We start from the raw sequence: 24,327 nt of genomic DNA on the forward strand, positions 1-24,327 counted from the left end.
TCGTCACTAAGTTAGTTTGAGTTGGCGTTTAACTCTTTTTTGGAGTTTGAAATTAGCAAACTTAAAGATATTCAATTCTTGGGCGGCAATGGTTGATATTTTTATGGGTGGGAAAGCCTCATCACCCATTTTTGCGGCATAGTGCTCAAGATAGCCGCGATAGGTGGAAATAAAATGTAGGGCGATCGGCGTTGGATTTAAATCCATGGTGGGGCTGAAAACAGCTACTTGATCAGGCTGCCACAACCTGCACCCAGCCCGATGCCCCATCGCTACCCAGCAAGTTTGCTCTGCCCAGCCAGCCAAATGGGCAAAAATGCCCTGCAATTTTGGTTGCCCCAGGATCCACTCCAAAAAATCTAAATCATAGGCGCGGCGGCGAAAATAGATTAGACCAGTATTAGCACGACTAGGCAATTTGAGGCTATCTTGACCCAATAGGTGCCAGGGATGCACAGAGTAGGCTTCCTGGTTATCAACCATAAAAAGCGCTGAGACTTCATCATCTGGCCATTGCCACATATGGCTAAATGGGCGCAAAAATAAAATATCACTGTCGCAATAGGCGATATCACCATCACTGAGGAGTGGGATATCAAAAAGTTTAAGAGCTAATACATTAGACTTACGAAATTTTTGGCAATTAGGATAATTGCGTAATCCTTCATTTACTAAATCATCTGCCTGTGGACGAGAAACAATTGTGCTGCGCAGTAACGCCTGCTGTAAACGCTCTTGGTCAATGTCAGTCAGCGAACCATCATCGTGCAAGACTAGCTGTACAGGTTCTTGCATAAACTTCAGCAAAGAGCCCAAACAGAGAATTGCCATATCTACATGCTTATGACAAAGGAGGCAATGGATCTTTAGATCTTGATTTTCTCTAGTTGTCATTGCGATCGATTGAGTGGCGTTTCCCATCAGCTTGAATTAGTTGTGTGCTTGCAATCAAGTTGAATATTAATTCCCATCTTTTGACATCGTTACGATAACACTCAGCTAGGATGGTGAATCTGGTAGTTTTTAAATTTTGGGCTAAATTATTGCCAGCAATTTGTTAATACCCGCTCCCAAAAGATTAGCAGTTTTAGTCTAGATAGTTGCTTGCCTGTTTGTTCCTAGATGAGCTTGATGCTTGGTACATTGTAGTTCGGTAGTCATGCAGTAGTAAGGATAATTGGCAATCGATTTAAAATTCGGAGCTTAGCTTGTTTGGGTTATGGATATTCAACTATCTCCTAGATCCTTACTTATTCAGCACTACCGTAGTTCTTACAACTTCTGCTGAGCTTGATCAGTTAGATACATATAGCTCAGCCTGAATAATGTTTCAATTAGATTGATATATCATGAGCGTAGCAATCTTGCTTAACTAAACTATATGGCATTGCCTAATTCGTGGCTGGTAAGGTCAGCATTAAAAATTCAAATCAGGTATGAATAGAAGTTAGCAGTAACTTTAATTTTTCAACCATCCGATCATGTGCAACACCTAAATAACCAAGATAATCAAGTCAACTTTGCATTAACAGAGAATATTGAGACATAATGATCCGATCGCTAAATTCGCTAATGCGGTTCTGGGGCAACTACGGCAACCCCACCCAAATGATGCTCAATCGCTGGCTCAAATCGACTGGCATGATCCAGGTGGTCGATCGCCGCAGCCAGGTTAGTTGCCACTGCACGGTTGGTTCCTATCGCATGTTTGGTGAGGTCTGGCATGATCATGACTACGACATCCCCAGGGTCAGCATTAATCCCGACGATGTGGTGCTGGATATTGGCGCTAATCAGGGCTTTTTTAGTTGTTATGCCGCATATCAAGGGGCACAGGTATATGCATTCGAGCCCTCACCGGATAGTTTTCAAACTCTGCTGAGTAACGTTAAAACCAATGGATTTAGCGATCGGGTCGTGGCCAAGCCCTGGGCAGTGGGGGCAGAGAACGGCACCGTAGAGTTGATCTGTTCCGATTGGCTAGGCGGCGGCATGAACACAATCAAACCGGAATTTGCCACCAATGTGGGTCTGAATATTACTAACAAAGTGGCGCAAATCCCTTGCTATTCACTGTCACATTTGATCGCTGAATTTAACCTGGAGCAGATCAAAATTTGTAAGCTGGATTGTGAAGGGGCAGAGCTAGATATCCTGAAGGGGCTCAAGCCAGAAGATCGCAATAGGATCTTGGCGTTTACGATTGAATATCACCCCGAAGCCTATGCAGTGCAGGATTTGACGGATTTGTTATTAAGCTGGGGCAGCCACCAGATCAGTTTTGCTGAGGATAAATATTGCACCCGCCAGATGCTCCGGGCGGTGGCCACCGATCGGCTCAAGGCGGTTGAGATCTAGACCATGAAAATACTGATGTCATCCCATCGCTTCTATCCTGAGCTTGGCGGGACTGAGGTACACTCAGCCATGCTCGCCCATGAATTTGTGAACCAGGGGCATGAACTTAAGCTAATTACCCAAACCCCAGCCGAGCAGATAGATCAAGAACCAGCGCAATTTCCGTTTGCAGTGATTCGCCAACCCCCAAACAATGAGCTATTGGATTTAGTTAGCTGGTGTGACGTGTTTTTCCATAACAACATCAGCTTGCGGGTGGCCTGGGCGATCGTGATGCGGCCAAAACCCTGGGTGATCGCTCACCACACCTGGATGCGCCAACCGGATGGCAGTTTAGGCTGGCAAAATATTCTCAAGCGATCGCTAACTTTAGTTGCCACTAATATTGCGATTTCCGAGGCGATCGCCAAGCATATGCCTGGCAAATCTACGATCATTGGCAATCCCTATCAAGATGATATTTTCTATAAGCTGCCAGCGGTCAAACGCGATCGGGAATTGATTTTTCTAGGCCGCCTGGTTTCCGATAAGGGTGTGGATATTTTATTACAGGCATTAGCATTGCTAAAGGAGCGGGGAACTGCCCCACAATTAACGATCGTGGGTGATGGCGAGGAGTTAGCAAATTTGCAACGGTTAACGCAGGATTTGCAATTAGGAGAACAGGTTGATTTTGTCGGTCAGAAAAGTAGGGATCAACTGGCGCAACTGCTGAATGCCCATCAAATTATGGTGATCCCATCGCGGTGGGAAGAACCCTTTGGCGTGGTGGCATTGGAGGGGATCGCCTGTGGCTGCGTGGTGGTGGGTTCGGCGGGAGGTGGCCTAAAGGATGCGATCGGTTCTTGTGGGTTGACTTTTGCCAATGGTGATACTAAGGCTCTGGCGGAAATTCTTTATGACCTGCTATTACAACCAGAACAACTGACGCTCTATCGTAAAAATGCTGCTGCTCATTTAGCCAACCACCGCATTGCCAAGGTGGCTGGGGAATATTTAAAGGTGTTGTCAGCGGCGATCGCAAAGTAATAATGGTGGCCGATTTTAGCTTTTATGAGTTCTTAGATATGAGTTCTTAGATCAGACCTGGCTGAGTAAATTGCCTAAAAACATAGCAACCATTGCGATCAAAGCGTTGCGATCATATTCGAGCAAGTTCGATCGATCAAAACAAGCGTCAGAAGATGGCATATGGCAGAACTACAGCACAATCGAGTCAAACCTCAACTATTGTGTTCGCAATCTTCTAAATTCATTTAAGATGACGACTAGACTTTTGAAGCTTATGTATTTCGCATAAATGGTGAACACCAACAATCAAGCCGCGATCGCCCTCAGTCATCCCACTGGCAATACCTTTGTGCGGGCTTTGCTGGACTCATTACAACAGGCAAACCGACTGGCGATGTTTTTCACCACTTTGGCGATCGAACCAGATAGCTGGTATTTGGATCTGCTGCCAGGAAATATTGGTAAAGAGCTGTTGCGGCGTAATTACAATGTTCCCACCAACAAAACCTACACCTATCCGATCAAAGAATTAACTCGTATGGTGGCGGCTAAAGTTGGGCTTGGTTCGCTCACTGAGCATGAAACCGGTTGGGCTTGCATTGATGCGGTTTATCAAGACCTCGATCGAGAAGTAGCCAGGGTTTTACTTGCTTCTGCCACCGAGCAGGGAGTATATATTGCCAATCAAAAGGTGGGCGCGGTTTATTGCTATGAAGATGCGGCTTTGCAAACCTTTCAGGCGGCTAAGCAAACTGGGCTGATTTGTGGCTATGATCTGCCGATCGCCTACTGGCAGACGGTGCAACAGTTGCTCTATGAAGAAGCGGAGCGATTGCCGCAGTGGGAGCCCACCCTGATTGGTACGAGTGATTCCCAGGCCAAGCTCGATCGCAAAGTCCAGGAACTTGAGCTAGCTGATGTGGTGGTTTGCCCCAGCCAATTTGTCTATGAGTCATTGCCGGAAGCAGCCAGGGCCAGCAAAAAATGTATTGTGGCTGAGTTTGGTTCGCCCCAAATTTCGCCAACTTTGTTACAAACCAGAAATTCTCAGCAGCATAGTGCCGATCGCCCCTTGCGGCTATTATTTGCGGGCTCGATGAGTCAACGGAAGGGCTTGGCAGATGTGTTTGCGGCCATGCAACTGCTTGATCGTAGTGATATTGAGTTAGTTGTGCTGGGCTCACCGATCGCCAGTATGGATTTCTATCGCGCTCAATATGCCAACTTCACCTATGAACCAACCCGCCCCCATGCTGAGGTGCTGAAGTTAATGCTAAGCTGCGATGTACTGGTATTGCCTTCGATCGTGGAAGGACGAGCCCTGGTGCAACAGGAAGCAATGAGCTGTGGTTTACCGATTATTGTTACCCCCAATGCTGGCGGCCAAGATCTGGTGGAACCGGAACAAACGGGTTTTTTAGTGCCAATGCGATCGCCAGAACGCCTCGCCGAAGTATTCAATTGGTTTGCTGATCACCGCGATCGTCTACCAGAGATGAGTAGCGCAGCGCAGGCCAAGGCAGCAGCGATCACCTGGGCTGGGTATGGCCATAAAATTATTGAAGCGTTGATGACTTAAATTCTGGCGCTGTCTCAAATGCTAGCGTTACTGACTTTAAAGATCATTCAAACATCAAAGCGTAGACATATTGGCATGTTACTGGCATGTTGCTGGTATGTTATTGACATGTTTAAATATCATTAAAATCATTAAACATCAACCGGATTTGGCTGTTCTGGCCTTGCGGTAGAACCATCCGGCAAGGTCACATCCTGCATATTTGCACCACTCATATCCGCGGCCATAATATTCGCATTCAAAAAATCCACACTAGTGAGATTTGCGCCAATTAAATCTGCCCCCATTAAATCAGTCAGGCTCATATCTGCGCCAGTTAGATCGGCCATATTTAAAATCGTGCCCACCAGATCAGCCTTACTCAAGTCGGCAAAGCTCAAATTTGCGCCCGTAAAATCCACAAAGCTGAGATTTGCCCCCACCAGGCTGGTTTTACAAAGCTTGGCAAAGCTCAAATTGGCATTATTCAAATCCACACCATCTAATTTGGCAAAATTCAAATTTGCCCCCATCAGGTCAATCTCTTCCTCTGGATGCTCGCGCCGCCAATTGTGCCAGACTTCGATGCCTTCTGCCAGGATCGCTAGCTGTTTTTGATTTGCCACTGAATATGCTCTCCTGCCAGTAGTAATTTGGGCAGATATGCCAGCCGATCGCCTGCATAACTAACAACTCATAACAACTCATAACAACTCATAGCGAGTTTGGTTAAATGCGTTGCGTAAAAATCGCTACGACGAGATTTAAGGTATTGCGATCGCGGTCAATCTGCGGGGTTTGATATCACCTCATCCAGACTTCAGTTATGTTTTTTTATCCCCATCAATTTATCCCTATCAGTCTAGCGTGCGATCCCGATCGGCTGAATAATACATATTGCTTAGGTTTGAGACTATTTGAGCCAATTTACCGATGGGAATAGGGGGTAAGCAGGCTCGATCTAACTATAAGCATTTGCATTGGAGCGACATTCTTGTCAAAAAGTTCTTTATGAGATCGCACCAGAACCATTAGTCCCCCTTGATTAAATGCTTAAATAACACCTGAGATTGCTATGCTCTGGTTGTAATCTGGGACTTTTACTAGAGTTCTATTGAAAAGATCTCTAAAAGCCTTTTTTATGCCAGTAGCCAACTAAACAAAACATTTTTGGCGATCGCGCCAGGAAGTGATGGCAGAATAAGAATATAAAAAACAAAGCGGCATTGAGCCAAATTAATCACGATCGCATTTACGTTTAAACAGGTTTGCATATGCTTGAAACTTTTAACTACTGGCTCTATAACCTGGAAAATTGGGCTGATTTGTTAGTCAGTAATCAACTCACCCATTTATCGCCGATTAGCATTGGGGTTATGTTCTTGGCCGGATTGGTGACCAGCCTCAGTCCCTGCACCCTGTCGATGGTGCCGATCACGGTTGGTTACATTGGCGGCTATGAATCGAAAAACAGCTTTTCAGCGGCGCTGCAATCACTTTGGTTTGCGTTTGGTTTTGCCACCACCCTAACTGGCTTTGGCTTGGCCGCTGCACTACTAGGCAGGGTCTATGGCCAGACTGGCTGGGGTTGGTCGCTGCTGATGGGAATCGTAGCGATCGTGATGGGGTTTCAACTATTGGGCTTGATTACACTACAACTCCCTAATTGGGGCAATGTGGATGTGTCGGATACCTTGCCACGGGGTTTGCGTTCCTATTTAATTGGTCTCACCTTTGGCATTGTGGCTTCACCCTGTAGCACACCGGTTTTGATCACGCTGCTAACCTGGGTGTCCAGCACTGGCAATATGGCATTGGGCACGGTTGTGCTGCTGGCCTATGCGATCGGTTTGATTATGCCCTTGATTGTGGCTGGCACATTTACTGGCACAGTTAAGCAACTACTAGCCGTAAGAAAATGGTCAAGCTGGATCACTCCGGCTAGTGGTATAGTGCTGATTGGTTTTGGTACGGTGTCGATCCTGAGCCGCTTTAGTTAAATTTAGTTAAATCAGGAATAAACACCTAAACCACGAGACCACGATCTAAGGTGCTTAGACTCTGATCCCGCCCCACAACTACTTTCACTGTTTCTACGCTTTCCCCCACCTGCGGCATTGTCGCACCAAACATTGGCCTAGCTAATGAACACGACTCCCAAGTTGCCTCAACTTGAACATCCAACATCTTGCAAGTCCCTCCCCTTCTACCAACTGGGTTATAGTGCTGGCAAAAGCGGCAAGACCTCACAGATCTATCAAAAAATGGCATAGTGTTTTTTGAACAAATCTTAAAATTATTTATTTATTATTGTTGCCATTATGAACGACCCCAAAAAGTAGGTTTATCATAGCGATCCCCTTAATATATCTAAGTCCTGGCGATCCCCACGGGGATCACAATTTAACAATGTCTTTAGATGTTAACAAGATAAAGCTTACTTATGTCGAGATTCTCGGACTTTCTCAAGGCGCTAATTGGCGATCGAACTGGTATAAATGCCTCTATAACTAGGTTTCGCCGTTAAGCAAGGGATTTTTGCCCCAGTTTGCATATTCTGAGTATTTATGCATACAGGCTAATTACAACTTTAAGTTAGGCAACTAATAAGCACTCAGGCCAGAGCCGAAGAATCTGCCAAGAGCGATCGCCTAAAATTAAAATTACTAGCAGCTGCTTTTAAAGAGGGTTGCATAGTTGCTTGCTAATTTGAATTGTTTGCTTAATTTTCATTGGTTTATATGGCATACACGATCGTTACTGATATTTGCGAGGGCGTAGCAGAGTGCGTTCCAGCCTGCCCAGTGGCTTGTATTCATCCTGGTGGTGGGGCAAATGCTAAGGGCACTCCCTGGTTTTGGATTGATTTTGATGTTTGTATTGACTGCGGCGTGTGTTTGGAGGTTTGCCCAGTCGCAGGGGCGATCTTGCCGGAAGAAAGACCAGCGCTACAAAAGTCAGCCAGTCGATAGCTTGAGCATGATGATTACCCACTCTCTACTAGCACCCCAGCCTGGAAGTAATTGGTCAACATGCTAGAATGGTTGACGCAGCAGGTATCTAAACCTAATGCATGCCTTGGTCAGAGACTTGGGCATTTCCGTAAACTTATCTGGCTTAGCGGCCAGGAAGTAGTTGAGAGTGGGCGACAACCCACTTTTTTGTTTTTTGGGATCTAGTCTTGTTATGACACATCCATTAATCCCTCAGGTGCTTGAAATTGCTGAAACGATCGCTGCCCCCCTGGGGATCGAGGTGGTCGGAGCGGTAATGCATACCAACAAAAGCCCCGTTGTACTCAGAGTCGATATCCGCAATCAAACCCAGCACACCGGTCTGAACGATTGCGAACAAATGAGCTATGCCCTAGAGGAAGCCCTCGATCAAGCAGATTTTATTCCCCATGCCTATGTGTTAGAAGTGTCTAGCCCTGGGATTGATCGCCAGTTATCTAGCGATCGGGAGTTTATTGCTTTTCGCGGGTTTACGATCGCCATTGACACTAACCCACCCTATAAGGGCAAGCAAAGTTGGCAGGGGCAGTTAGTCAAGCGTGACCAACAAGCGCTGGTGATTAACCTGAAGGGGCGATCGGTTAGTATTCCGCTGGAGCAGGTGGTTAAGGTGGAGTTGGCTTAGTTAGCGATCGCCATATTATTGACCGCAATAACTGCAATATCAGTGTAATTTTGATAATATCGCGGTACTGCAAGCCAAAAGTCGCCGTTATGTGCTTTCATATAGCTGAACAAAATTTAAGTGTCCTGTTTGCCAGATCACCATTAACCAATCATCCAACGATTGTTAAAACGATTGTTAATTAGTGTGGCTTTGATTGGCGATCGCCAGTTAATCGTTCAGTTAATCAGCTAGTCTAGCTTCGAATTAACCACGTTGAGTAATCGGTAATTTCCCCCAAGGCCTCTCTTTAGACTTATGTCTTGATTCCCTCTAGCTTAATCCAGTCTGAAGCATTGCTATTGAGCTTCTAATCATCCCCTATCTATCCTTAATTTTTACAAACCACACTTACAACTACAATTTACAGTTTTAGGAGAGCTGAAGACCTATGGCACTAGTCACACTGCAAGACCTGCAACCAATGGTTGAGGCAATCAGTAGAGAGCGAAACCTACCTATAATTGCAGTGCAAAATGCTCTGCGTGAGGCTTTACTAAAAGGTTATGAGCGGTTCAGAAAAACCTATCGATCGGAAGGGGTCAACTACGACGATACCTATTTCGAGAACTTTGAAGTAGAGCTAGATATGGAGGAAGAGGGCTTTAGGGTGCTGGCCACCAAAACGATCGTCGAAGAGGTTGAAAACTCCGATCGTGAGATCGGGCTAGCCGAGGTACGAGAAGTAGCCCCAGAAGCTCAGGCCGGTGGCACCGTGGTGGTAGATGTGACCCCCGATCAACGGGATTTTGGTCGCATGGCTGCGATCCAAACCAAGCAGGTACTAGCTCAAAAGCTGCGCGATCAACAACGCAAATTAATCCAAGAAGAGTTCCAGGATATTGAAGGTACAGTCTTACAAGGGCGGGTGCTGCGATTTGAAAACAGCTCCGTGGTAGTAGAAGTTAACAGTGGCGTAGGTCAACCCGCTGAAGCTGAATTACCCAAACGCGAACAATTACCCAGCGAAAGACCCTATCGCCCCGGCAGCACGATCAAAGTTTATTTAAAACGAGTCTACGAAGGATCACGGCGCGGCCCCCAATTGATGGTATCGCGGGCTGATGCTGGGCTAGTGGTGTATTTATTTGCCAATGAAGTACCAGAGATTGAAGACGAAGTGGTACGGATTGTGGCGGTGGCCAGGGAGGCAAATCCACCATCTTCTTCGGTGGGGCCACGTACCAAAATCGCCGTTGATACCCTGGAGCGCGATGTCGATCCGGTTGGAGCTTGCATAGGCGCACGTGGTGCCCGCATCCAGGCGGTGGTGAATGAGCTACGTGGTGAAAAGATTGATGTGATTCGCTGGTCACCAGACCCAGCTACTTACATTGCCAATTCCCTCAGTCCGGCTCGCATCCATGAGGTGCGATTGATGAATGCGGATGAAAGGCAGGCTCATGTATTGGTGCCCGATGATCAACTGAGCTTGGCGATCGGCAAGGAAGGGCAAAATGTGCGATTGGCGGCACGCTTAACCGGCTGGAAAATTGACATTAAGGATGCTTCTAAATATGACTACGAAGCAGAAGACCAAAAGGCGGCAGAAATAGCGGCGGCCAGGGCAGCAGAAATAGCAGCGATCGAAGCGCAAAGACAGGCAGCAGCGGAAGAAGAAGCCAGATTAGCCGCTGAAGAAGAGGCTGAACTCGAAGCCCTTGAGGCAGAGGAGCAAGCAGCTAGCCCAGATGCTGAGGTTGCCACTGAAGAAACAGAGGAAATAGAGGAAAGCGAGCAAGCAGAAGCGATCGCAGAAGGTGAGGGGTTGCCAGAGCCAGAAGAAGTAGAGGTGCCAGATGAAGCAGAGGCGATCGCGGCAGAGGAGTCAGCGGAAAATTTAGCCACAGAGGATGAAGCTAACCCTGAAGCGGAAGAGAGCGAGCCTGAAGACTCAGAGGAAGAGTAGCTTCAGATCTTTTATTGCCCGATTGTTAGTGTTAAAGGTGATCCACTTATAGTTTTACATTTATTTTATATTTATATTTATTTTGGTGTGTGGTTGCTCCCGGGAGCATAAGTATTTTTCAAGCAAGATTGTCCAAAATTCATGCTACGGGACGGACTTAATTAGGGCAATCGATTGGGTAGAAACGATCGACTATGCAATTACGCTAGTCACAATCCAGCCAGTACCACTCATTTAAATATTGAGCGTAAACCCTTTCAAAGCTTAAATTTACCTAAATCGATCGGAGAGCAAGAAAAATGGCAAAGACTAAAAATAATGGCACACAAGCAGCCCATCACGATGGTTTGGTGATGAAGAAGCAAAAGACCAAATCAAAAAAGGGCAAAGACTTAACCAAGACAAAAAAAACTAAGCGCAGACCTAAAATCAAAAACAAGGTATATAAGAAAAAGTTAGCTGAATTACAAATTGAGCTAGTTAAGCTGCAAGAATGGGTTAAAGCTAAGGGGCTGAAAGTCGTCGTTCTGTTCGAGGGGCGTGATGCTGCTGGCAAGGGTGGTGCGATCAAACGGATTACTGAATGTTTGAATCCACGGGTATGCCGTGTGGCTGCATTGGCTACACCCACGGAACGGGAGCGCACCCAATGGTACTTTCAGCGCTATGTAGCCCATTTACCGGCAGGTGGTGAGATGGTGCTGTTCGATCGCAGTTGGTATAATCGCGCCGGTGTTGAACATGTGATGGGATTTTGCACCCACGAAGAATATGTGGAGTTTTTGCGATCGTGCCCTGAGTTCGAAGATATGTTGCAGCGATCGGGAATTATTTTAATTAAATATTGGTTCTCGGTTAGTGATGAAGAACAAGAACGCCGCTTTCAAGAACGCCTTACTAATCCAGTTAAGCGTTGGAAGCTGAGCCCCATGGATTTACAATCACGGGCGAAATGGGTGGAATATTCAAAAGCCAAAGATGATATGTTTGATGCCACAGATGTGCCTGGATCGCCCTGGTTCGTGGTGGAAGCAGACGATAAGAAACTAGCCCGATTAAACTGCATTAGCCACCTTTTGAGCATGATCCCCTATGAAGATTTAACCCCCAAAAAGATCAAGATGCCTCCCCGCCAGGAACTAATGGACTACGTGCGTCCGCCAATGTCGATGCAGAGATTTGTACCCAACTCAGTTTAATCAGTTTGAGAAGTTAGGCCAGTTGATTTGGCTTAGTTACTCAGATCAAATTCAGATCAAATTATATGGATCTGGCAGGATCGCAGTGCTGAATAACTAGTGATAGTTCTGGCGATCTTTACTTGCTCTTAGCTAAGCCTCTTAGTTAAGCAAAGGGCTGCCATGGTGGTGAATCAAATACCATTTGCCACCCATCCGCTCAAATAGATTGGTGGCGGTTGAGCTTGCCTGCATTCGATTGCTACCACTAATCTGGGTCACATTCTCGATCAATACCACATAGGCCAGATCGCCACTGACTTCTACCAGGGTAATTTCGGTGTCGATCTCCATATATTTGGTAGCTCTGAAGATGGTTTGCCAGGATTTGCTAATTTGGGGCCAACCCTTCAGGGGCGATCGCCCTGGGTGGATGCATAAACTGTCGCTGCCCTGCGACCAAACCGCAGTCATTGCTTCAAAATCCCGCTTTTCAAAGGCGCGATAGAAGGCATAATTTGCATCTAGAACATCTTGCTTATCGCTCATGGGTGCACCGGTTTAGCTTTTAGGGCAGATGGGATATATATTACTGGGTTAGTGCCAGATTAAATCTGCTGGATTACCCATCAGCGCCATAAACATCTTTAATCTGACGCTTGTAAAAGCCCACTATTTAGACAAGAGCATCACGATCGCAGCTTGATTTAAATATTTGTATTTATGTAAAAATATTTGTACTTGGGTAAGAAGTATAATCAAAAGTCCTTATCCATGCAGGATTCACCGATGATCTAATCTTTAAATCCAAAATCTTTAAATCTAAAAGTTTGCACAACTAAGCCTAGCTAACATATCAATCCAAACAAGACGCAATTACCGCCAAAACCGATTTAGCCAAACTATCAAAATCATAGCCCCCCTCCAGGCCAAACATCGATCGGCGGGTCAACTGCAAACATAAGTGCGTAAATTTACCATAGTCTTCCGGTTGCAGAAGTATGCTTGCCAGCGGATCATCGGCATTGGCATCAAACCCCGCACTAACAATTAATAAATCAGGCTGGAACTTACTTAAAAACGGCATCACTTCCGCCGCAAACACCTCTAGATATTTATCCACGGTGCTGCGAGCCTCGATCGGTACATTTAAAACATTATTATGTCCGCCCGTCTCATCCGCCCAGCCAGTACCAGGATAGAACGGGAACTGATGCATTGAAGCATAGGCAATTTGCGGATTATCCCAGATCGCTTCCTGGGTGCCATTGCCATGATGCACATCCCAATCGAGGATCGCCACGCGATCGATTTGCGCATGTTCCAGGGCATAGTTAGCCGCGATCGCCGCATTAGAAAAGATACAAAATCCCATCCCCCGTTCTGGTTTGGCATGGTGGCCTGGCGGTCTTGCTGCCACAAAAGCCGGTTGATTGGTCTGCAATACTCGATCGATGCCGTCCAGCCATGAACTTACTGCCAAAAGCGCCACATCATAACTTTGGCGGCAAACCACAGTGTCATTATCAATGAAATCACCACCCCGTGCCGACATGGCCTGTACCGATCGCACATAGTCAGGGGTATGAATTTTCTCAATCGCGGCAATTACATCGCGTTGCTGGGGTGGGGTGGGCGATCGCCAATCAATCCGATCGGCCAGCGGCGAGTTTTTCAGCGCCGTTACGATCGCCTCTAAACGTCCTGGACATTCGGGATGATAGCTGCCCGTTTGATGTTGGAGGAATTCATCAGCATAAAATACCGGAATGCTGGTTGCCGTCATAGCCACTCTATTTAATTACTGACTTAATTATTGATTAATTAATTATCTACCGATTAATTACTTTAATTACTTACCGATTGCTTATGAATCAATGAGGCAGCAAAATCTTAAATAATTGATGTTAGGTTTACATGCATAGGGTAATTTAGAAACTTAGAAACAGCTTAAAATTAAAATCAGCTCAGATTGCCTAGCAGCAACAATTTTTATTCTTGAGCTGAGCGCCTGATTCAATCCCGTGCTCCCAGGTTCTAAGGGTTGCTTTGTCGCTTGTATCAATGCTCACAGCAATAGCCTGGTGATCATAGCATCCGTTGAGGATGACATTAACAATGGCAATACCGATCGAGATAAAGACAGATATTAAAAACTTATTGATCAACTTATTGGATCGTCAACATTGCTTTGTGAGTATAGTTCAGCAAAAAAAAGACCCACATCAAATGCAGGTCTAGAGTATCTCTCTTGGTTATTAATATTTCACTTTTAGGTTTAAGTTTGGATTTAGGCTGTTAGCCAAAGCGTTGCTCAGGCGGGGCAAACCGAGAACGATCGCCCCAATCAAACCCTTCAGCTAACTTACCCAAACTTACCCAAATTTGTGGCAGAAGCCAACTAGAGCTAAGACTCAGTAAAGTCCGCATCGATTACTTGCTCATCATCACTGGCTGCATCCTTGGTGGCCTCATCCGCACCCATGTCAGGGCCAGCACCAGAAGCACCAGCAGCATCAGTTGGCGCACCTTGCTGATAAACCGCCGTACTCATGGCATAGAGAGCCTGCTTCAGTTCTTCAGTTTGGGCAGTGATGCGATCGAAATCTTCCTGGTTGATCGCTTCGCGCAGATCCTTGATTAGCTCTTCGATCTTGGCCTTATCGGCATCTGGGGCTTTGTCACCCAGTTCCTTGATCTGCTTTTCGGCTTGATAACACAGCGAGTCGGCCTGATTCCTGGCATCGATCCGCTCCCGTTTTTGCTTGTCAGCATCAGAATTGCGCTCGGCTTCTTGTACCATCCGATCGACTTCCGAGTCGGGCAGGGTCGAAGCACCAGTGATCGTAATCGATTGTTCTTTTTCAGTCCCCTTGTCCTTGGCTCTTACCGACAGGATGCCGTTAGCGTCAATATCAAAGGTAACTTCAATTTGCGGCACACCACGGGGCGCAGGGGGGATGCCATCGAGCCGGAATGTACCCAGACTCTTGTTATCGGAAGACATTTCCCGTTCACCTTGCAACACATGGATTTCCACGTTACTTTGGCCATCCACGGCGGTGGAGAACACTTCTGATTTTTTGGTTGGGATCGTGGTGTTGCGGGGAATAATTTTGGTCATCACACCACCAAGGGTTTCTACCCCCAACGACAATGGCGTTACATCCAGTAGCAAGATGTCTTTGACCTCGCCAGCCAATACACCAGCCTGAATTGCCGCACCAACTGCCACCACTTCATCGGGGTTCACCCCCTGATTGGGGTCTTTGCCCAGAATGCCCTTAACCAGTTCTTTTACTGCTGGGATCCGGGTCGATCCACCAACCAAGACCACTTCATCAACTTCATCCTTGGATAGTTTGGCATCCTTAAGCGATTGCTCAACTGGATGACGACAGCGATCGATTAGGTCAGAAACCAATTCCTCGAACTTAGCACGGGTCAGGGTTTCTTCTAAATGCTTGGGGCCATCCTGAGTCGCCGTAATAAATGGCAGGTTGATTTCGGTTTGGGTCACGCTGGATAGCTCAATCTTGGCCTTTTCAGCGGCCTCGGTCAAACGTTGCAGGGCTTGCTTATCCTTACGCAAATCAATTCCTTCATTGGCTTGGAATAAGCCGGCTAGCCAATCGACAATTTTCTTATCAAAATCGTCACCCCCCAAGTGGGTATCACCACTGGTGGACATTACCTCAAATACGCCATCACCCACTTCCAGGATCGATACGTCGAATGTACCACCACCAAGGTCAAATACCAGAATCTTTTCGTTGCTCTTATTATCCAAACCATAGGATAGGGCAGCGGCAGTGGGCTCGTTGATAATCCGCAATACTTCCACACCGGCGATCCGGCCTGCGTCCTTAGTGGCCTGGCGTTGTGAGTCATTAAAGTAAGCGGGGACTGTAATTACCGCCTGGGTTACTTTTTCACCCAAATACTTACTGGCATCGTCTATCAGCTTACGCAGCACCTGAGCCGAAATTTCTTCTGGGGCAAACTGCTTCTCGGCGGCTGGGCAATCGAGCTTTACATTACCGTTTACGTTTAATACTTTGTAAGCAACTTGCTTCGATTCGCTCGTAATTTCGTCGTAGCGTCTACCAATAAACCGTTTCACCGAATAAAAGGTATTGTCGGTATTCATCACGGCTTGACGCTTGGCGATCTGACCGACGAGGCGATCGCTATTTTTTGCATATGCCACTACCGAAGGAGTAGTCCGGAAGCCCTCGGCATTAGCAATTACCGTTGGCTTACCACCTTCCATCACGGCAACAACAGAATTTGTTGTACCTAAATCTATTCCAACAACTTTCGCCATAAGGCTTCCAACTCCTTGATATTAATCTTTTTTGTCCTTATCTATTGATATCCAGATTAACTATTTTTAACTTTTCCCACAGCAGGTTATTGCCCCGATTCAGGTAGGGGTTACCGAACAAATTGGCCTTTTCAAGGCGATCGATGGATGATCTGAGCCCAATCTGAGCCCATCTAACACAGGTTGCGATCGCCTGGTAGATGGATTTAGAGCCACAATAAAAGCCTAATTGCCCTGCCTAGCGCTAAACATGCTTTGCCCTCACGCAGACCCGCAGACCTCCATGCAAGTCTTAAGCTGCGATGCTTAGCTTTTTGTGATTTCCTATTGTTTTCGGGCGAGGTTATGCTCTAATCTGCTCTCTATGGGAGAATCCTAGATTTAAGGGCAGGGAGTCACCTTGCAATCTTACTTAACTTATATTTTAGATTCAATAGCCTGGATTCAATAGTTTAGATTCAATATCCGGCAACCTATTATGCTTTTTAAACCCTGATTTATGCTTTTCAAACCCTGACTCTATCTCACGATCGCAGCTATTACTGTTTAGAATAGAGGCGATCGCAAACAAATTAATCATCAAAGATCTTAAAACCTAGTCAAATCAAGCTGTAGAAATGTCAGATAACGTATCAGCGCAAACCTATTACTTCATTGCCGCCAGCCGCAAATATCTAATGGAAAATGTGCCATTGGACGAAACTTTCAAGGAACGAGCCCAAAACTATGCAGCTCGTAACAAAGAGATTGACTATTGGCGGATCGCTGAGCCTGCTTTTTTGGAAGCCCCGGAGTTTAGCGAAATCAAGCAAAAGTGTCCCAAACCAGCGGCGGCGATCGTTTCAACCGATGCCAACATAATCCGCTGGATGAAGTTGCGCTTGGAGTTTGTGGCAATGGGCGAGTTTGTGGCTCCCAGTGAGTTGATCCCTGATCCGTTGGCTTCCCTTTCACAAGTGTAATCAGGTCAAAATATAGCAATTATTACCTTGACCCGTTTCTAGCCCTAGCTGGGTAGATGTTATCCCCGCAATCACAAATAGAAACCATAGAGACTTAGCGATCGATCGCCTGTAACTATTAACTTCTTTTAAGTTTTATTGAATCAGCGTAGCAACTCCAGAAACTGAGATAGACTTAATTTTGATGATCTAAACGTAAAACCCCTGATGGGGTGTGAGTTTGGTTTGTCAACTTGAACCACTTGGTGTTAATTCTTAGCACTAATAGATTGGAGCACAAGAAAACATGTCGCATGCAGTCAAAATATATGATACGTGTATAGGTTGCACCCAATGTGTGCGTGCCTGTCCGTGCGATGTTTTGGAGATGGTTCCTTGGGATGGTTGTAAGGCGAATCAAATTGCTTCGTCTCCCCGAACTGAGGACTGTATTGGTTGTAAGCGTTGCGAGACTGCTTGCCCAACCGACTTCCTAAGCATCCGCGTCTATCTCGGTGCAGAAACTACTCGCAGCATGGGTCTTACTTACTAATTTTATTAATTTAATCGTTAATTTAACTAGTATTAGTCCTAGGCATTCGTGCGGCTATGTTTTGCATAGCTTCATGCGAGTAATATAAAAGTGCCATTATATATTTTTATTTTTTTGGAGGTGTCATTTTTTTGATGCCTCCAAACTTTTATGAGCACAGCGATCGTAGGATAAGGGTATAGCGATCGATGGAATTGATCAAATTGTCTAGCTTCTTTACAGCCTGCAATCCCAGCCAGGTATTAACATTCAACCAAGCAACCGATCGCCAATATTACCTTGACTTTGCCAAACTGCGGCGATCGGTCAAGCAATTTCGGCGCACGATCAACCTTTCACCCCAAAAGCCCACCTGCCATTATTTGAGTGGTTTTCCGGGCTCTGGTAAAACCACTGAGCTAAATTATTTGGCAATGGAGTTAGCGCACCAGAACTTTGCGGTGGTGGCGATCGATGCGGCTAAACATTTAAACCTGGCTGATCTGGAATTGGTCGATCTGCTGCTGTTGATCTGGTGGCAAATTGTGGGGCAGGTTAATGGACAACTGGCTGCCGCGCAGGGATCGTCACAATCTGGCATGGATCTAGAGCTAAAGTCAGATTATCTCGATCGGTTCCTGATAGAAGTGCTAGAGCAATCAGCGATCGATTTGCCTGAAGTAAATAACTTTAATGATTTAGGCGATCGCTTAGGGGCTGCGGTGTTGGTAATGCAAAGGTCAGGTGAATTAAGGCATCAGATCCGGCCAGCCTGGGAACCTAAGCTTAAATCGCTGATTGAAGCAGTGAATCAAGACTTGTTGGCCAAAATCAAACCCTTACTCAAGCAAAACTCGCTAAAAGGGTTAGTTGTGATCGTGGATAATCTCGATCGGTTGCGATCGGCTCAAGCCCAGCAATTATTCATGGCCAAGCAAGACCTATTGCAACTACTAAGCTGCCATTTGGTTTTATCAGTGCCGGCGGTAATTTACTTTAATCCAGAATTTAATTCTATCCAAACTACTCAGAGTTTAGGCGCTGGTGCTAATGCAAATAAGACCCAGCCTGAGTCTGTGGTGTTGAGTTGTTTGCCAGTGGCACCAGACAATCCTGGCGATCATAATCAAGGGCTTGAATTGCTTGGGCAAATGATTTTGGCGCGAGCTTTTCCAAATCTTACGCCTAGCGATCGCCTGGGGCAAATGCATGAGATTTGCGATCGCCCCCAAACCCTGCAACGCCTTTGTGAACTGAGTGGCGGCAATACCCAGCAATTATTGCAATATATTTATGGTTGTTTACAGCGGGAAGACTTGCCGATCCGCCAAAATACGCTGTCTGAGGTGATCAGAGCTTTGCAATCGAACCTGCTGGCCACAATCTCAGCGGTGGAAAAACAAAGGTTGGATTATGTGCGACAGCATCACCGTTTGCCAGCGGAGGTTTATGGGCGATCGCCTGAAGCCAGAGATGCTAAACAAGATGTGCGGGCTGGCTATCTGGATTTGTTGGCGCGATCGTTGTTACTTGAATATGCTGATGGTCAGGGGTTTTGGTATGGGGTTAATCCTGTTTTAGAATTAAACTGAGATGTAATCAACTTATATTGACTAAATTTTCATTTTATTAGATCCCATTTTTACCATCCCTGAATGTGACCACTTCATTCTTCAAAACATTTACAGAAACAGTCATGTCGATCGACTCAAAATAGAAGTTTTTAAGGATATCTGGGTTACCTCTACTAATTGGGAATTCCTGCCATGAGCCAAATCTATCTAGCCATTCTGAGGGATTCCAAGGATATCCGGAATAGACGTTTGATGATATCCATTGTTGCCCCTCTAGGCGTTTTGCAAAAGATTCTACGGACATTCTTGAACCACCAAGAAAAAGTTGGGATTCATCCTTGATGCTTTCGTTAATACCTATCTCATTTGCCAAAGTCTTGTTAGAATCTATTCCTGGGAGAAAAGAGACTTTTACTTTATAGTCGGCTTTTGGAAGCGCACTAGCATCGTATATTGCCTGAGCCGTACCGTTTTGAACAGTTAGTTTTCTAATATTAGTTCCAATATATAAATCACCAGACTTTTGATTGGCTAAATCTATGCGAATTACTGTTTCTATAGTGCCTGGAATATTTGTTTGAACATCCACCTGAACCCGACCATCACCTAAGTCTTTTCCAAAAACTGAAAGATTATAGTATTCATTAGCAGACGGGCTAGACTCTGCTTTTTCCTTTGCGTACTCTAGATTAGGTTGATATTCAACCACTTTTTGCTGAGCAACCTCATAATTAGGGTTAGACTCTGGGACAGCTTTCATCAAGTCGATTGCTTGCTGCCATGAGGCTGAGACTTTTGTCCAGTCTTCTGAGGTGTTAGCTATTTGGACAAGATTTGCGGATTGCATCGCTTTCTCTACAGCGTCCTTAAATGGATCAGCCTGCAAGCTAGCTGACTGGTCAACTGGCTGAGGAGCATTGGTCGGAGGCTGAGCAGTTTTGCTAGATTGGCATCCGTTAGTAAGCACAAAAGAGCCGAGTATCAGACTGGCTATAAGATATTTTTTTATTTGCATATAAAATCAAAATGCTTATCTGTCATCGCTAGGTTTGACAAATATCATTTTATACTCAGATTTCAACTTTAACAAATAATTATTTTATTTTGATGCAGTTCTTTATGTAGCAAGAAATATAAAAAGTGGGCGATCGCTCACCCACCTCAAACACCTATAACGAAAAACTCAAGCAACTAAGCGCTAAGGATCTGCGCCGTAACCGCCAGACTCTCTTCATATAAAACCTCCTGCCCCCAGCGCTGTAACTGTTGCGCCAACAGGACATCAGCAGCCTGATCAGCCAGCGGCGAGACCTGATGAATATTACAAGCCTGGGCTCCACCAGAAGCCTCCATCCGCATACAGCCCGTTGATTCAGAGCAAAATACATTACAAGCATCGGTATTATCAGAAGAAAGGCGCAACCCGATTAGATCGCCCACCACCGTACCAGCATCACCCACTGGGATCGCCGCTAATTCTGCTTCAATTTGCAAGTCATTCTTTTGCCCCTTGAAGGTAACCCGCTTGATGTCATAGTCGCCCCCTTCACTGGCAATTTTAATCGGTTCCCAATCGAGCCGACTGGCGATCCAACCGAGGAACATAAATGCCTGGGTGCTGTTGCCCTTTTCATAGTCAATCGTGATCCGATCGACATCCCAGATCGCGGCACGACGTTCTGGTGGGTCAAAAGCTTGAGCAGTAAGCTCTTGCCAGGGAGCCAGCCGCCGCCAGTTTAGATCGGCAATTTGAATTCCAACCTTAACCATTTCCTGAGCTTTGACCAGATCGGCTTCTGACTCCTGGAAATGGGACGAGTCAAAAATAAGCCGATCGCTCATATTGACCAAACGCTCAAACATACGTGTATTTGGCGCAGGGCTAGTCTTCCACCACAGGAACACAGGCAAGTCAGGGATTAGTAAGTTTTGGATCAAAGAATGTACCCGCCCAAAAGCTTCGTGGGTACCAGTGAGAGTAATATATTCACCGCAGATCAGGGCACTGCGACCTTTGTTAATCGGGCAATAGGCTGCGACCTGGGCGCTGACCCCTTCATCTTCACCCTCGGCTGGAACCAGATTGATTACCCGACAAGGACTTTGTGAGGCGATCGCATCGATCGAAGCCATCCGCGACATGGGATCGTCTTCTGGCTCATATACTAACAGGTTAAAAGTGGTTGCCCGTGCCGCTGCGCTTTCACCATAGGATTGCCAAATTTTACTCAGTTCGGCTTCAACCTGCGAGACAGAAACATCCTTGGGGGTTTGCAGTGAAAGGACTGATGTTGCTTGTGTGTTAACCATAGCTGTTGTGGGGGTTAGAAAAGTTTGGCTGGGTAAGAAAACTAAATATTTATTGATGATTAATTTGGGTAAACCAAGTAAGCTTTATTTAAATTGATTTAAGACCGGAAGCACAGGCAAAGAAAGATGACAGGGGTAAGTATGGATAACTATTTAACCTGTATTAATTGTTGATACCCATACCGCTTACAACTAATCATTTCTAAATCAACATATAACTGTTACAGAAGTATTGAGCTGAAACCGTTTAGGTTAAACAAAATCCTAACTAAGCACATAAATGCTCTATCTAAATAAACTCGATCGGTTACCCCTAGGCGCTAAAAATGCCTAAATACCTACAGGTTCTAGTCTATAAACGTCGCCATTGCCTGCCATCTTGATTCAACATCTCCTCAGATGCCTTTGGCCCCCAAGTACCAGCTTCATACTGGGGCACAGCACTTGGATCACCAGGTGCTTCCCAGGCATTGAGGGCAGGTGTAATCAATTTCCAGGCTGCCTCTACCTCATCCGCACGAGTAAACAAAGTTTGATCACCTAACATACAATCTAGCAAAAGTCGATCGTAAGCGTCCGATCCACCGATCCCAAAGGTTTTTCCATAGGCAAAATCCATTTCTACCGATCGAGATCTTAGTTCTGCTCCTGGCATTTTGGCTTCAAACTTCAGCGCTACCCCCTCATTGGGTTGCAGCCGCATACTTAGCACATTGGGGCTAACCTGTTTGGCGGCGGATTGAAATAGCAAGTAGGGCACTTCCCGGAACTGGATCGCAATCTCACTCACCTTTTTGGGCATTCTTTTGCCAGTGCGTAAATAGAAAGGCACACCCTGCCAGCGCCAGTTATCGATCGTAAACTTCATCGCCACATAGGTGGGCGTGAGTGATTCTGGGCTAACGTTTGGTTCCTGGCGATAGCCAGCCACATTTTCACCCTTCATCCACCCGGCCGAATATTGGGCGCGGGTACAGCAGTTCTGCCAGTTGCGATCGGCCATGCGGGTAGCCTGAATCACCTTCACTTTCTCATTGCGCAATGAATCAGCATCAACGGCATTGGGTGGCTCCATCGCTGTCAGGCAAAACAACTGCATCAAATGGTTTTGCAGCATATCTCGCAATGCGCCAGCACTTTCATAATAACCAGCGCGATCTTCTACACCCACTGATTCCGCCACCGTAATTTGCACATGATCGACAAATTGGCGATTCCACAGCGGCTCAAAAATGGCATTGGCAAACCGCAATACTAAAAGGTTCTGGACAGTTTCTTTACCCAGGTAGTGATCGATCCGATAGACCTGGCTTTCATCGCAGGCTTCTTGCACCACCCGATTGAGTTCCTGAGCGGAGGAGAGATCGCGGCCAAAGGGCTTTTCGATCACCAGGCGGGTTTTCTTGGCATCGCTAATCATCCCTGCCTTACCCAGATTGGCGATCCCTGGCGGGAAGAACTTCGGCGAGACAGCCAAATAAAAGACGCGATTGCCCTTGGTGCCTCGCTGTTCGTCTAGCTCTGCCAAAAATTGCTTCAGGCTCTCATAATCCTCTGGATTACTCATGTCGGCGGCATGGTAATAAAGCCCCTGGGCAAAATCATCCCACAGGGCATCAGAACCCACTCCATCAGAAAATTGCTCGATCCCTTCGCGCATTTGCTCGCGGAAATAATCATGGCTCCAGGGTCTTCTGGCTGTACCAACGATCGTTAGTTCTGGGGGCAAGCGCCGCTGTTGTTTGAGGTGATAGATCGCCGGGACTAGCTTCCGCATCGTCAGATCGCCCGATGCACCAAAAATTACAAGGATGAGTGGTTCGGGGGTTCTTTCTTGCTGCAGGCCGACCCGCAATGGGTTTTCCAGTAGTTGAACCATAAATTTGCTGGCTGTTGTTCTTGCTAATTAATACTTACCAGCATTCTAACTAAGCTATGCATCAAAGCATCTTTATGCCTTTTTTTCTTTAGCTTTATGGCTTGGCTTAATTTTCAGCTTAATATTGCCGATCGCTACGATCGCTCTTTTTCTGATTAGCCAAAAGCTTCGCCGCGATCGCCCCGCCAATAAACCCAAACAAATGCCCCTGCCAGGAAACCCCAGCCTCCGTGGGCGCTACCCCAAAAATCAAACTACCGTAAGTAATACCCACGATCACCGAAATCACAATTGAAATGACATTGCGCTCAAACACTCCCCGCAGCAGCAGATAGCCAAAATAGCCAAAAATCATGCCGCTGGCACCCACATGCACTGTGTTGGAGCCACCGATCAGCCAGGTGCCAATCCCCGCGATCAACGCCGCAAACACCGACACAAAGAAAAACTCACCTACACCGCGAATAATTACCAACCAGCCCAGGATCAAGAATGGCAGTGTATTCGCCGCCACGTGGGCAAAATTGCCGTGCAGAAAGGGAGCCAGAAAAATCCCCCGCAAACCAACAATATGCAGCGGGATAATCCCAAATTGGGCTAGATAACCACGAAAAATAACCGCATTGATAATTTGCACGATCCAGATGATCGCCACAAAGCCGCCCAAGATCGTTACCTGGGTCTTGAGTTCCTTGCCGACCTGAGCGCCAAGATCTTTAATGTTGCGATCGTTCACCTTAAATTCCTACTCTGGCTTACTACTTCGCTCTACGTTGGTTTAGCTATTGCTTGTATTTGGTTGCTTTATCTACTATGCCAAAAAATTGCGGCGATCGCTGTTTAGGTTGGCTCGGTAATTGCGATCGACAAATAAATTATTGATCACTAAATTACTTTTAGCTCTGGTAAGCAAGGATAGTTGGACATGCTATTTTTGCTTGCCCAGTATGTTTGCTTGTTCAGTATGATCTCAACCACAATGATCTTAATCAAAAATCAAAATCCCAACTTTTAGGCTGCTACTAAGTAGCTGTTAATCTGCTCAATTCTATTACTTTAAAAAATTTAGCGA

The 24,327-nt window shown here is 46.1% G+C and carries 21 protein-coding genes; 11 read left to right on the forward strand and 10 right to left on the reverse strand.

Annotation, left to right across the window (positions count from 1 at the left end; genetic code table 11):
• Positions 1 to 6: 6 nt before the first annotated feature.
• Entirely contained in the window at positions 7 to 921 is a 915-nt protein-coding gene (locus PSE7367_RS03545) for a hypothetical protein (protein WP_015163994.1), read from the reverse strand.
• Positions 922 to 1,548: 627 nt separating this feature from the next.
• On the opposite strand from PSE7367_RS03545, the gene PSE7367_RS03550 reads away from it, so the two are divergent.
• The 3 genes from PSE7367_RS03550 (at position 1,549) to PSE7367_RS03560 (ending at position 4,948) form a co-directional block, all read left to right on the forward strand.
• Positions 1,549 to 2,358 (forward strand): FkbM family methyltransferase, encoded by an 810-nt coding sequence (locus PSE7367_RS03550; RefSeq protein ID WP_015163995.1) that lies wholly within the window; start codon positions 1,549 to 1,551, stop codon positions 2,356 to 2,358.
• Between the two features lie 3 nt (positions 2,359 to 2,361).
• Positions 2,362 to 3,387, forward strand: a complete 1,026-nt coding sequence (locus tag PSE7367_RS03555; RefSeq protein WP_041698319.1) for a glycosyltransferase family 4 protein — start codon at positions 2,362 to 2,364, stop codon at positions 3,385 to 3,387.
• Positions 3,388 to 3,658: 271 nt separating this feature from the next.
• Complete coding sequence (locus PSE7367_RS03560; protein WP_015163997.1) at positions 3,659 to 4,948, forward strand: glycosyltransferase family 4 protein; 1,290 nt, start codon at positions 3,659 to 3,661, stop codon at positions 4,946 to 4,948.
• A 131-nt stretch (positions 4,949 to 5,079) separates the two neighbouring features.
• On the opposite strand, the gene PSE7367_RS03565 is transcribed toward PSE7367_RS03560, so the two are convergent.
• Both PSE7367_RS03565 and PSE7367_RS22880 read right to left on the reverse strand, forming a co-directional pair.
• Positions 5,080 to 5,553, reverse strand: coding sequence for a pentapeptide repeat-containing protein (locus PSE7367_RS03565; protein WP_015163998.1), 474 nt, complete (start codon positions 5,551 to 5,553; stop codon positions 5,080 to 5,082).
• Positions 5,554 to 6,066: 513 nt separating this feature from the next.
• Positions 6,067 to 6,201 carry a hypothetical protein gene (locus PSE7367_RS22880; protein ID WP_264314168.1) on the reverse strand — a complete coding sequence of 45 codons (135 nt, stop codon included), beginning with the start codon at positions 6,199 to 6,201 and terminating at the stop codon, positions 6,067 to 6,069.
• Between PSE7367_RS22880 and PSE7367_RS03570 the strand changes: the two genes are divergently transcribed.
• The 5 genes from PSE7367_RS03570 to ppk2 all read left to right on the forward strand — a co-directional run bounded on the left by PSE7367_RS03570 (position 6,202) and on the right by ppk2 (position 11,713).
• The gene (locus PSE7367_RS03570) at positions 6,202 to 6,927 is read left to right on the forward strand and encodes a cytochrome c biogenesis CcdA family protein (RefSeq protein WP_015163999.1); all 726 of its coding nucleotides are present in this window, start codon (positions 6,202 to 6,204) and stop codon (positions 6,925 to 6,927) included.
• A 741-nt stretch (positions 6,928 to 7,668) separates the two neighbouring features.
• Entirely contained in the window at positions 7,669 to 7,899 is a 231-nt protein-coding gene (locus PSE7367_RS03575) for an indolepyruvate ferredoxin oxidoreductase subunit alpha (protein WP_015164000.1), read from the forward strand.
• Positions 7,900 to 8,113: 214 nt separating this feature from the next.
• A complete protein-coding gene (gene rimP / locus PSE7367_RS03580) occupies positions 8,114 to 8,566 on the forward strand; it encodes a ribosome maturation factor RimP (RefSeq protein WP_015164001.1) in 453 nt (150 codons plus the stop codon).
• A gap of 430 nt (positions 8,567 to 8,996) precedes the next feature.
• A complete protein-coding gene (gene nusA, locus PSE7367_RS03585) occupies positions 8,997 to 10,514 on the forward strand; it encodes a transcription termination factor NusA (protein WP_015164002.1) in 1,518 nt (505 codons plus the stop codon).
• A gap of 299 nt (positions 10,515 to 10,813) precedes the next feature.
• Positions 10,814 to 11,713, forward strand: a complete 900-nt coding sequence (gene ppk2 / locus PSE7367_RS03590; protein ID WP_015164003.1) for a polyphosphate kinase 2 — start codon at positions 10,814 to 10,816, stop codon at positions 11,711 to 11,713.
• 141 nt (positions 11,714 to 11,854) lie between these two features.
• On the opposite strand, the gene PSE7367_RS03595 is transcribed toward ppk2, so the two are convergent.
• From PSE7367_RS03595 to dnaK, 3 genes are all read right to left on the reverse strand, one after another.
• On the reverse strand, positions 11,855 to 12,241 hold the full coding sequence (locus PSE7367_RS03595; protein WP_015164004.1) for a YybH family protein: 387 nt from the start codon (positions 12,239 to 12,241) through the stop codon (positions 11,855 to 11,857).
• Between the two features lie 307 nt (positions 12,242 to 12,548).
• The gene (locus PSE7367_RS03600; RefSeq protein WP_015164005.1) at positions 12,549 to 13,478 is read right to left on the reverse strand and encodes a histone deacetylase family protein; all 930 of its coding nucleotides are present in this window, start codon (positions 13,476 to 13,478) and stop codon (positions 12,549 to 12,551) included.
• Positions 13,479 to 14,099: 621 nt separating this feature from the next.
• Positions 14,100 to 16,019: a molecular chaperone DnaK gene (gene dnaK / locus PSE7367_RS03605; protein ID WP_015164006.1), complete on the reverse strand. Its 1,920-nt coding sequence runs from the start codon at positions 16,017 to 16,019 to the stop codon at positions 14,100 to 14,102.
• 617 nt (positions 16,020 to 16,636) lie between these two features.
• Here dnaK and PSE7367_RS03610 point away from each other — a divergent pair.
• From PSE7367_RS03610 to PSE7367_RS03615, 3 genes are all read left to right on the forward strand, one after another.
• The gene (locus PSE7367_RS03610; RefSeq protein WP_015164007.1) at positions 16,637 to 16,981 is read left to right on the forward strand and encodes an MgPME-cyclase complex family protein; all 345 of its coding nucleotides are present in this window, start codon (positions 16,637 to 16,639) and stop codon (positions 16,979 to 16,981) included.
• Between the two features lie 286 nt (positions 16,982 to 17,267).
• Entirely contained in the window at positions 17,268 to 17,513 is a 246-nt protein-coding gene (gene psaC / locus PSE7367_RS21005; RefSeq protein ID WP_015164008.1) for a photosystem I iron-sulfur center protein PsaC, read from the forward strand.
• A 188-nt stretch (positions 17,514 to 17,701) separates the two neighbouring features.
• Positions 17,702 to 19,084, forward strand: a complete 1,383-nt coding sequence (locus PSE7367_RS03615) for a P-loop NTPase fold protein (protein WP_015164009.1) — start codon at positions 17,702 to 17,704, stop codon at positions 19,082 to 19,084.
• A 37-nt stretch (positions 19,085 to 19,121) separates the two neighbouring features.
• Here the strand turns inward: PSE7367_RS03615 and PSE7367_RS20075 are convergent, their stop codons facing one another.
• The 4 genes from PSE7367_RS20075 to PSE7367_RS03635 form a co-directional block, all read right to left on the reverse strand.
• On the reverse strand, positions 19,122 to 20,081 hold the full coding sequence (locus PSE7367_RS20075) for a hypothetical protein (RefSeq protein ID WP_015164010.1): 960 nt from the start codon (positions 20,079 to 20,081) through the stop codon (positions 19,122 to 19,124).
• A gap of 176 nt (positions 20,082 to 20,257) precedes the next feature.
• Complete coding sequence (opcA, locus tag PSE7367_RS03625; RefSeq protein ID WP_015164011.1) at positions 20,258 to 21,376, reverse strand: glucose-6-phosphate dehydrogenase assembly protein OpcA; 1,119 nt, start codon at positions 21,374 to 21,376, stop codon at positions 20,258 to 20,260.
• Positions 21,377 to 21,728: 352 nt separating this feature from the next.
• Complete coding sequence (zwf, locus tag PSE7367_RS03630) at positions 21,729 to 23,255, reverse strand: glucose-6-phosphate dehydrogenase (protein ID WP_015164012.1); 1,527 nt, start codon at positions 23,253 to 23,255, stop codon at positions 21,729 to 21,731.
• Positions 23,256 to 23,373: 118 nt separating this feature from the next.
• The gene (locus PSE7367_RS03635) at positions 23,374 to 23,991 is read right to left on the reverse strand and encodes a rhomboid family intramembrane serine protease (protein WP_015164013.1); all 618 of its coding nucleotides are present in this window, start codon (positions 23,989 to 23,991) and stop codon (positions 23,374 to 23,376) included.
• Positions 23,992 to 24,327: the final 336 nt, after the last annotated feature.

This window comes from Pseudanabaena sp. PCC 7367, assembly GCF_000317065.1.
Lineage (GTDB): Bacteria > Cyanobacteriota > Cyanobacteriia > Pseudanabaenales > Pseudanabaenaceae > Thalassoporum > Thalassoporum mexicanum.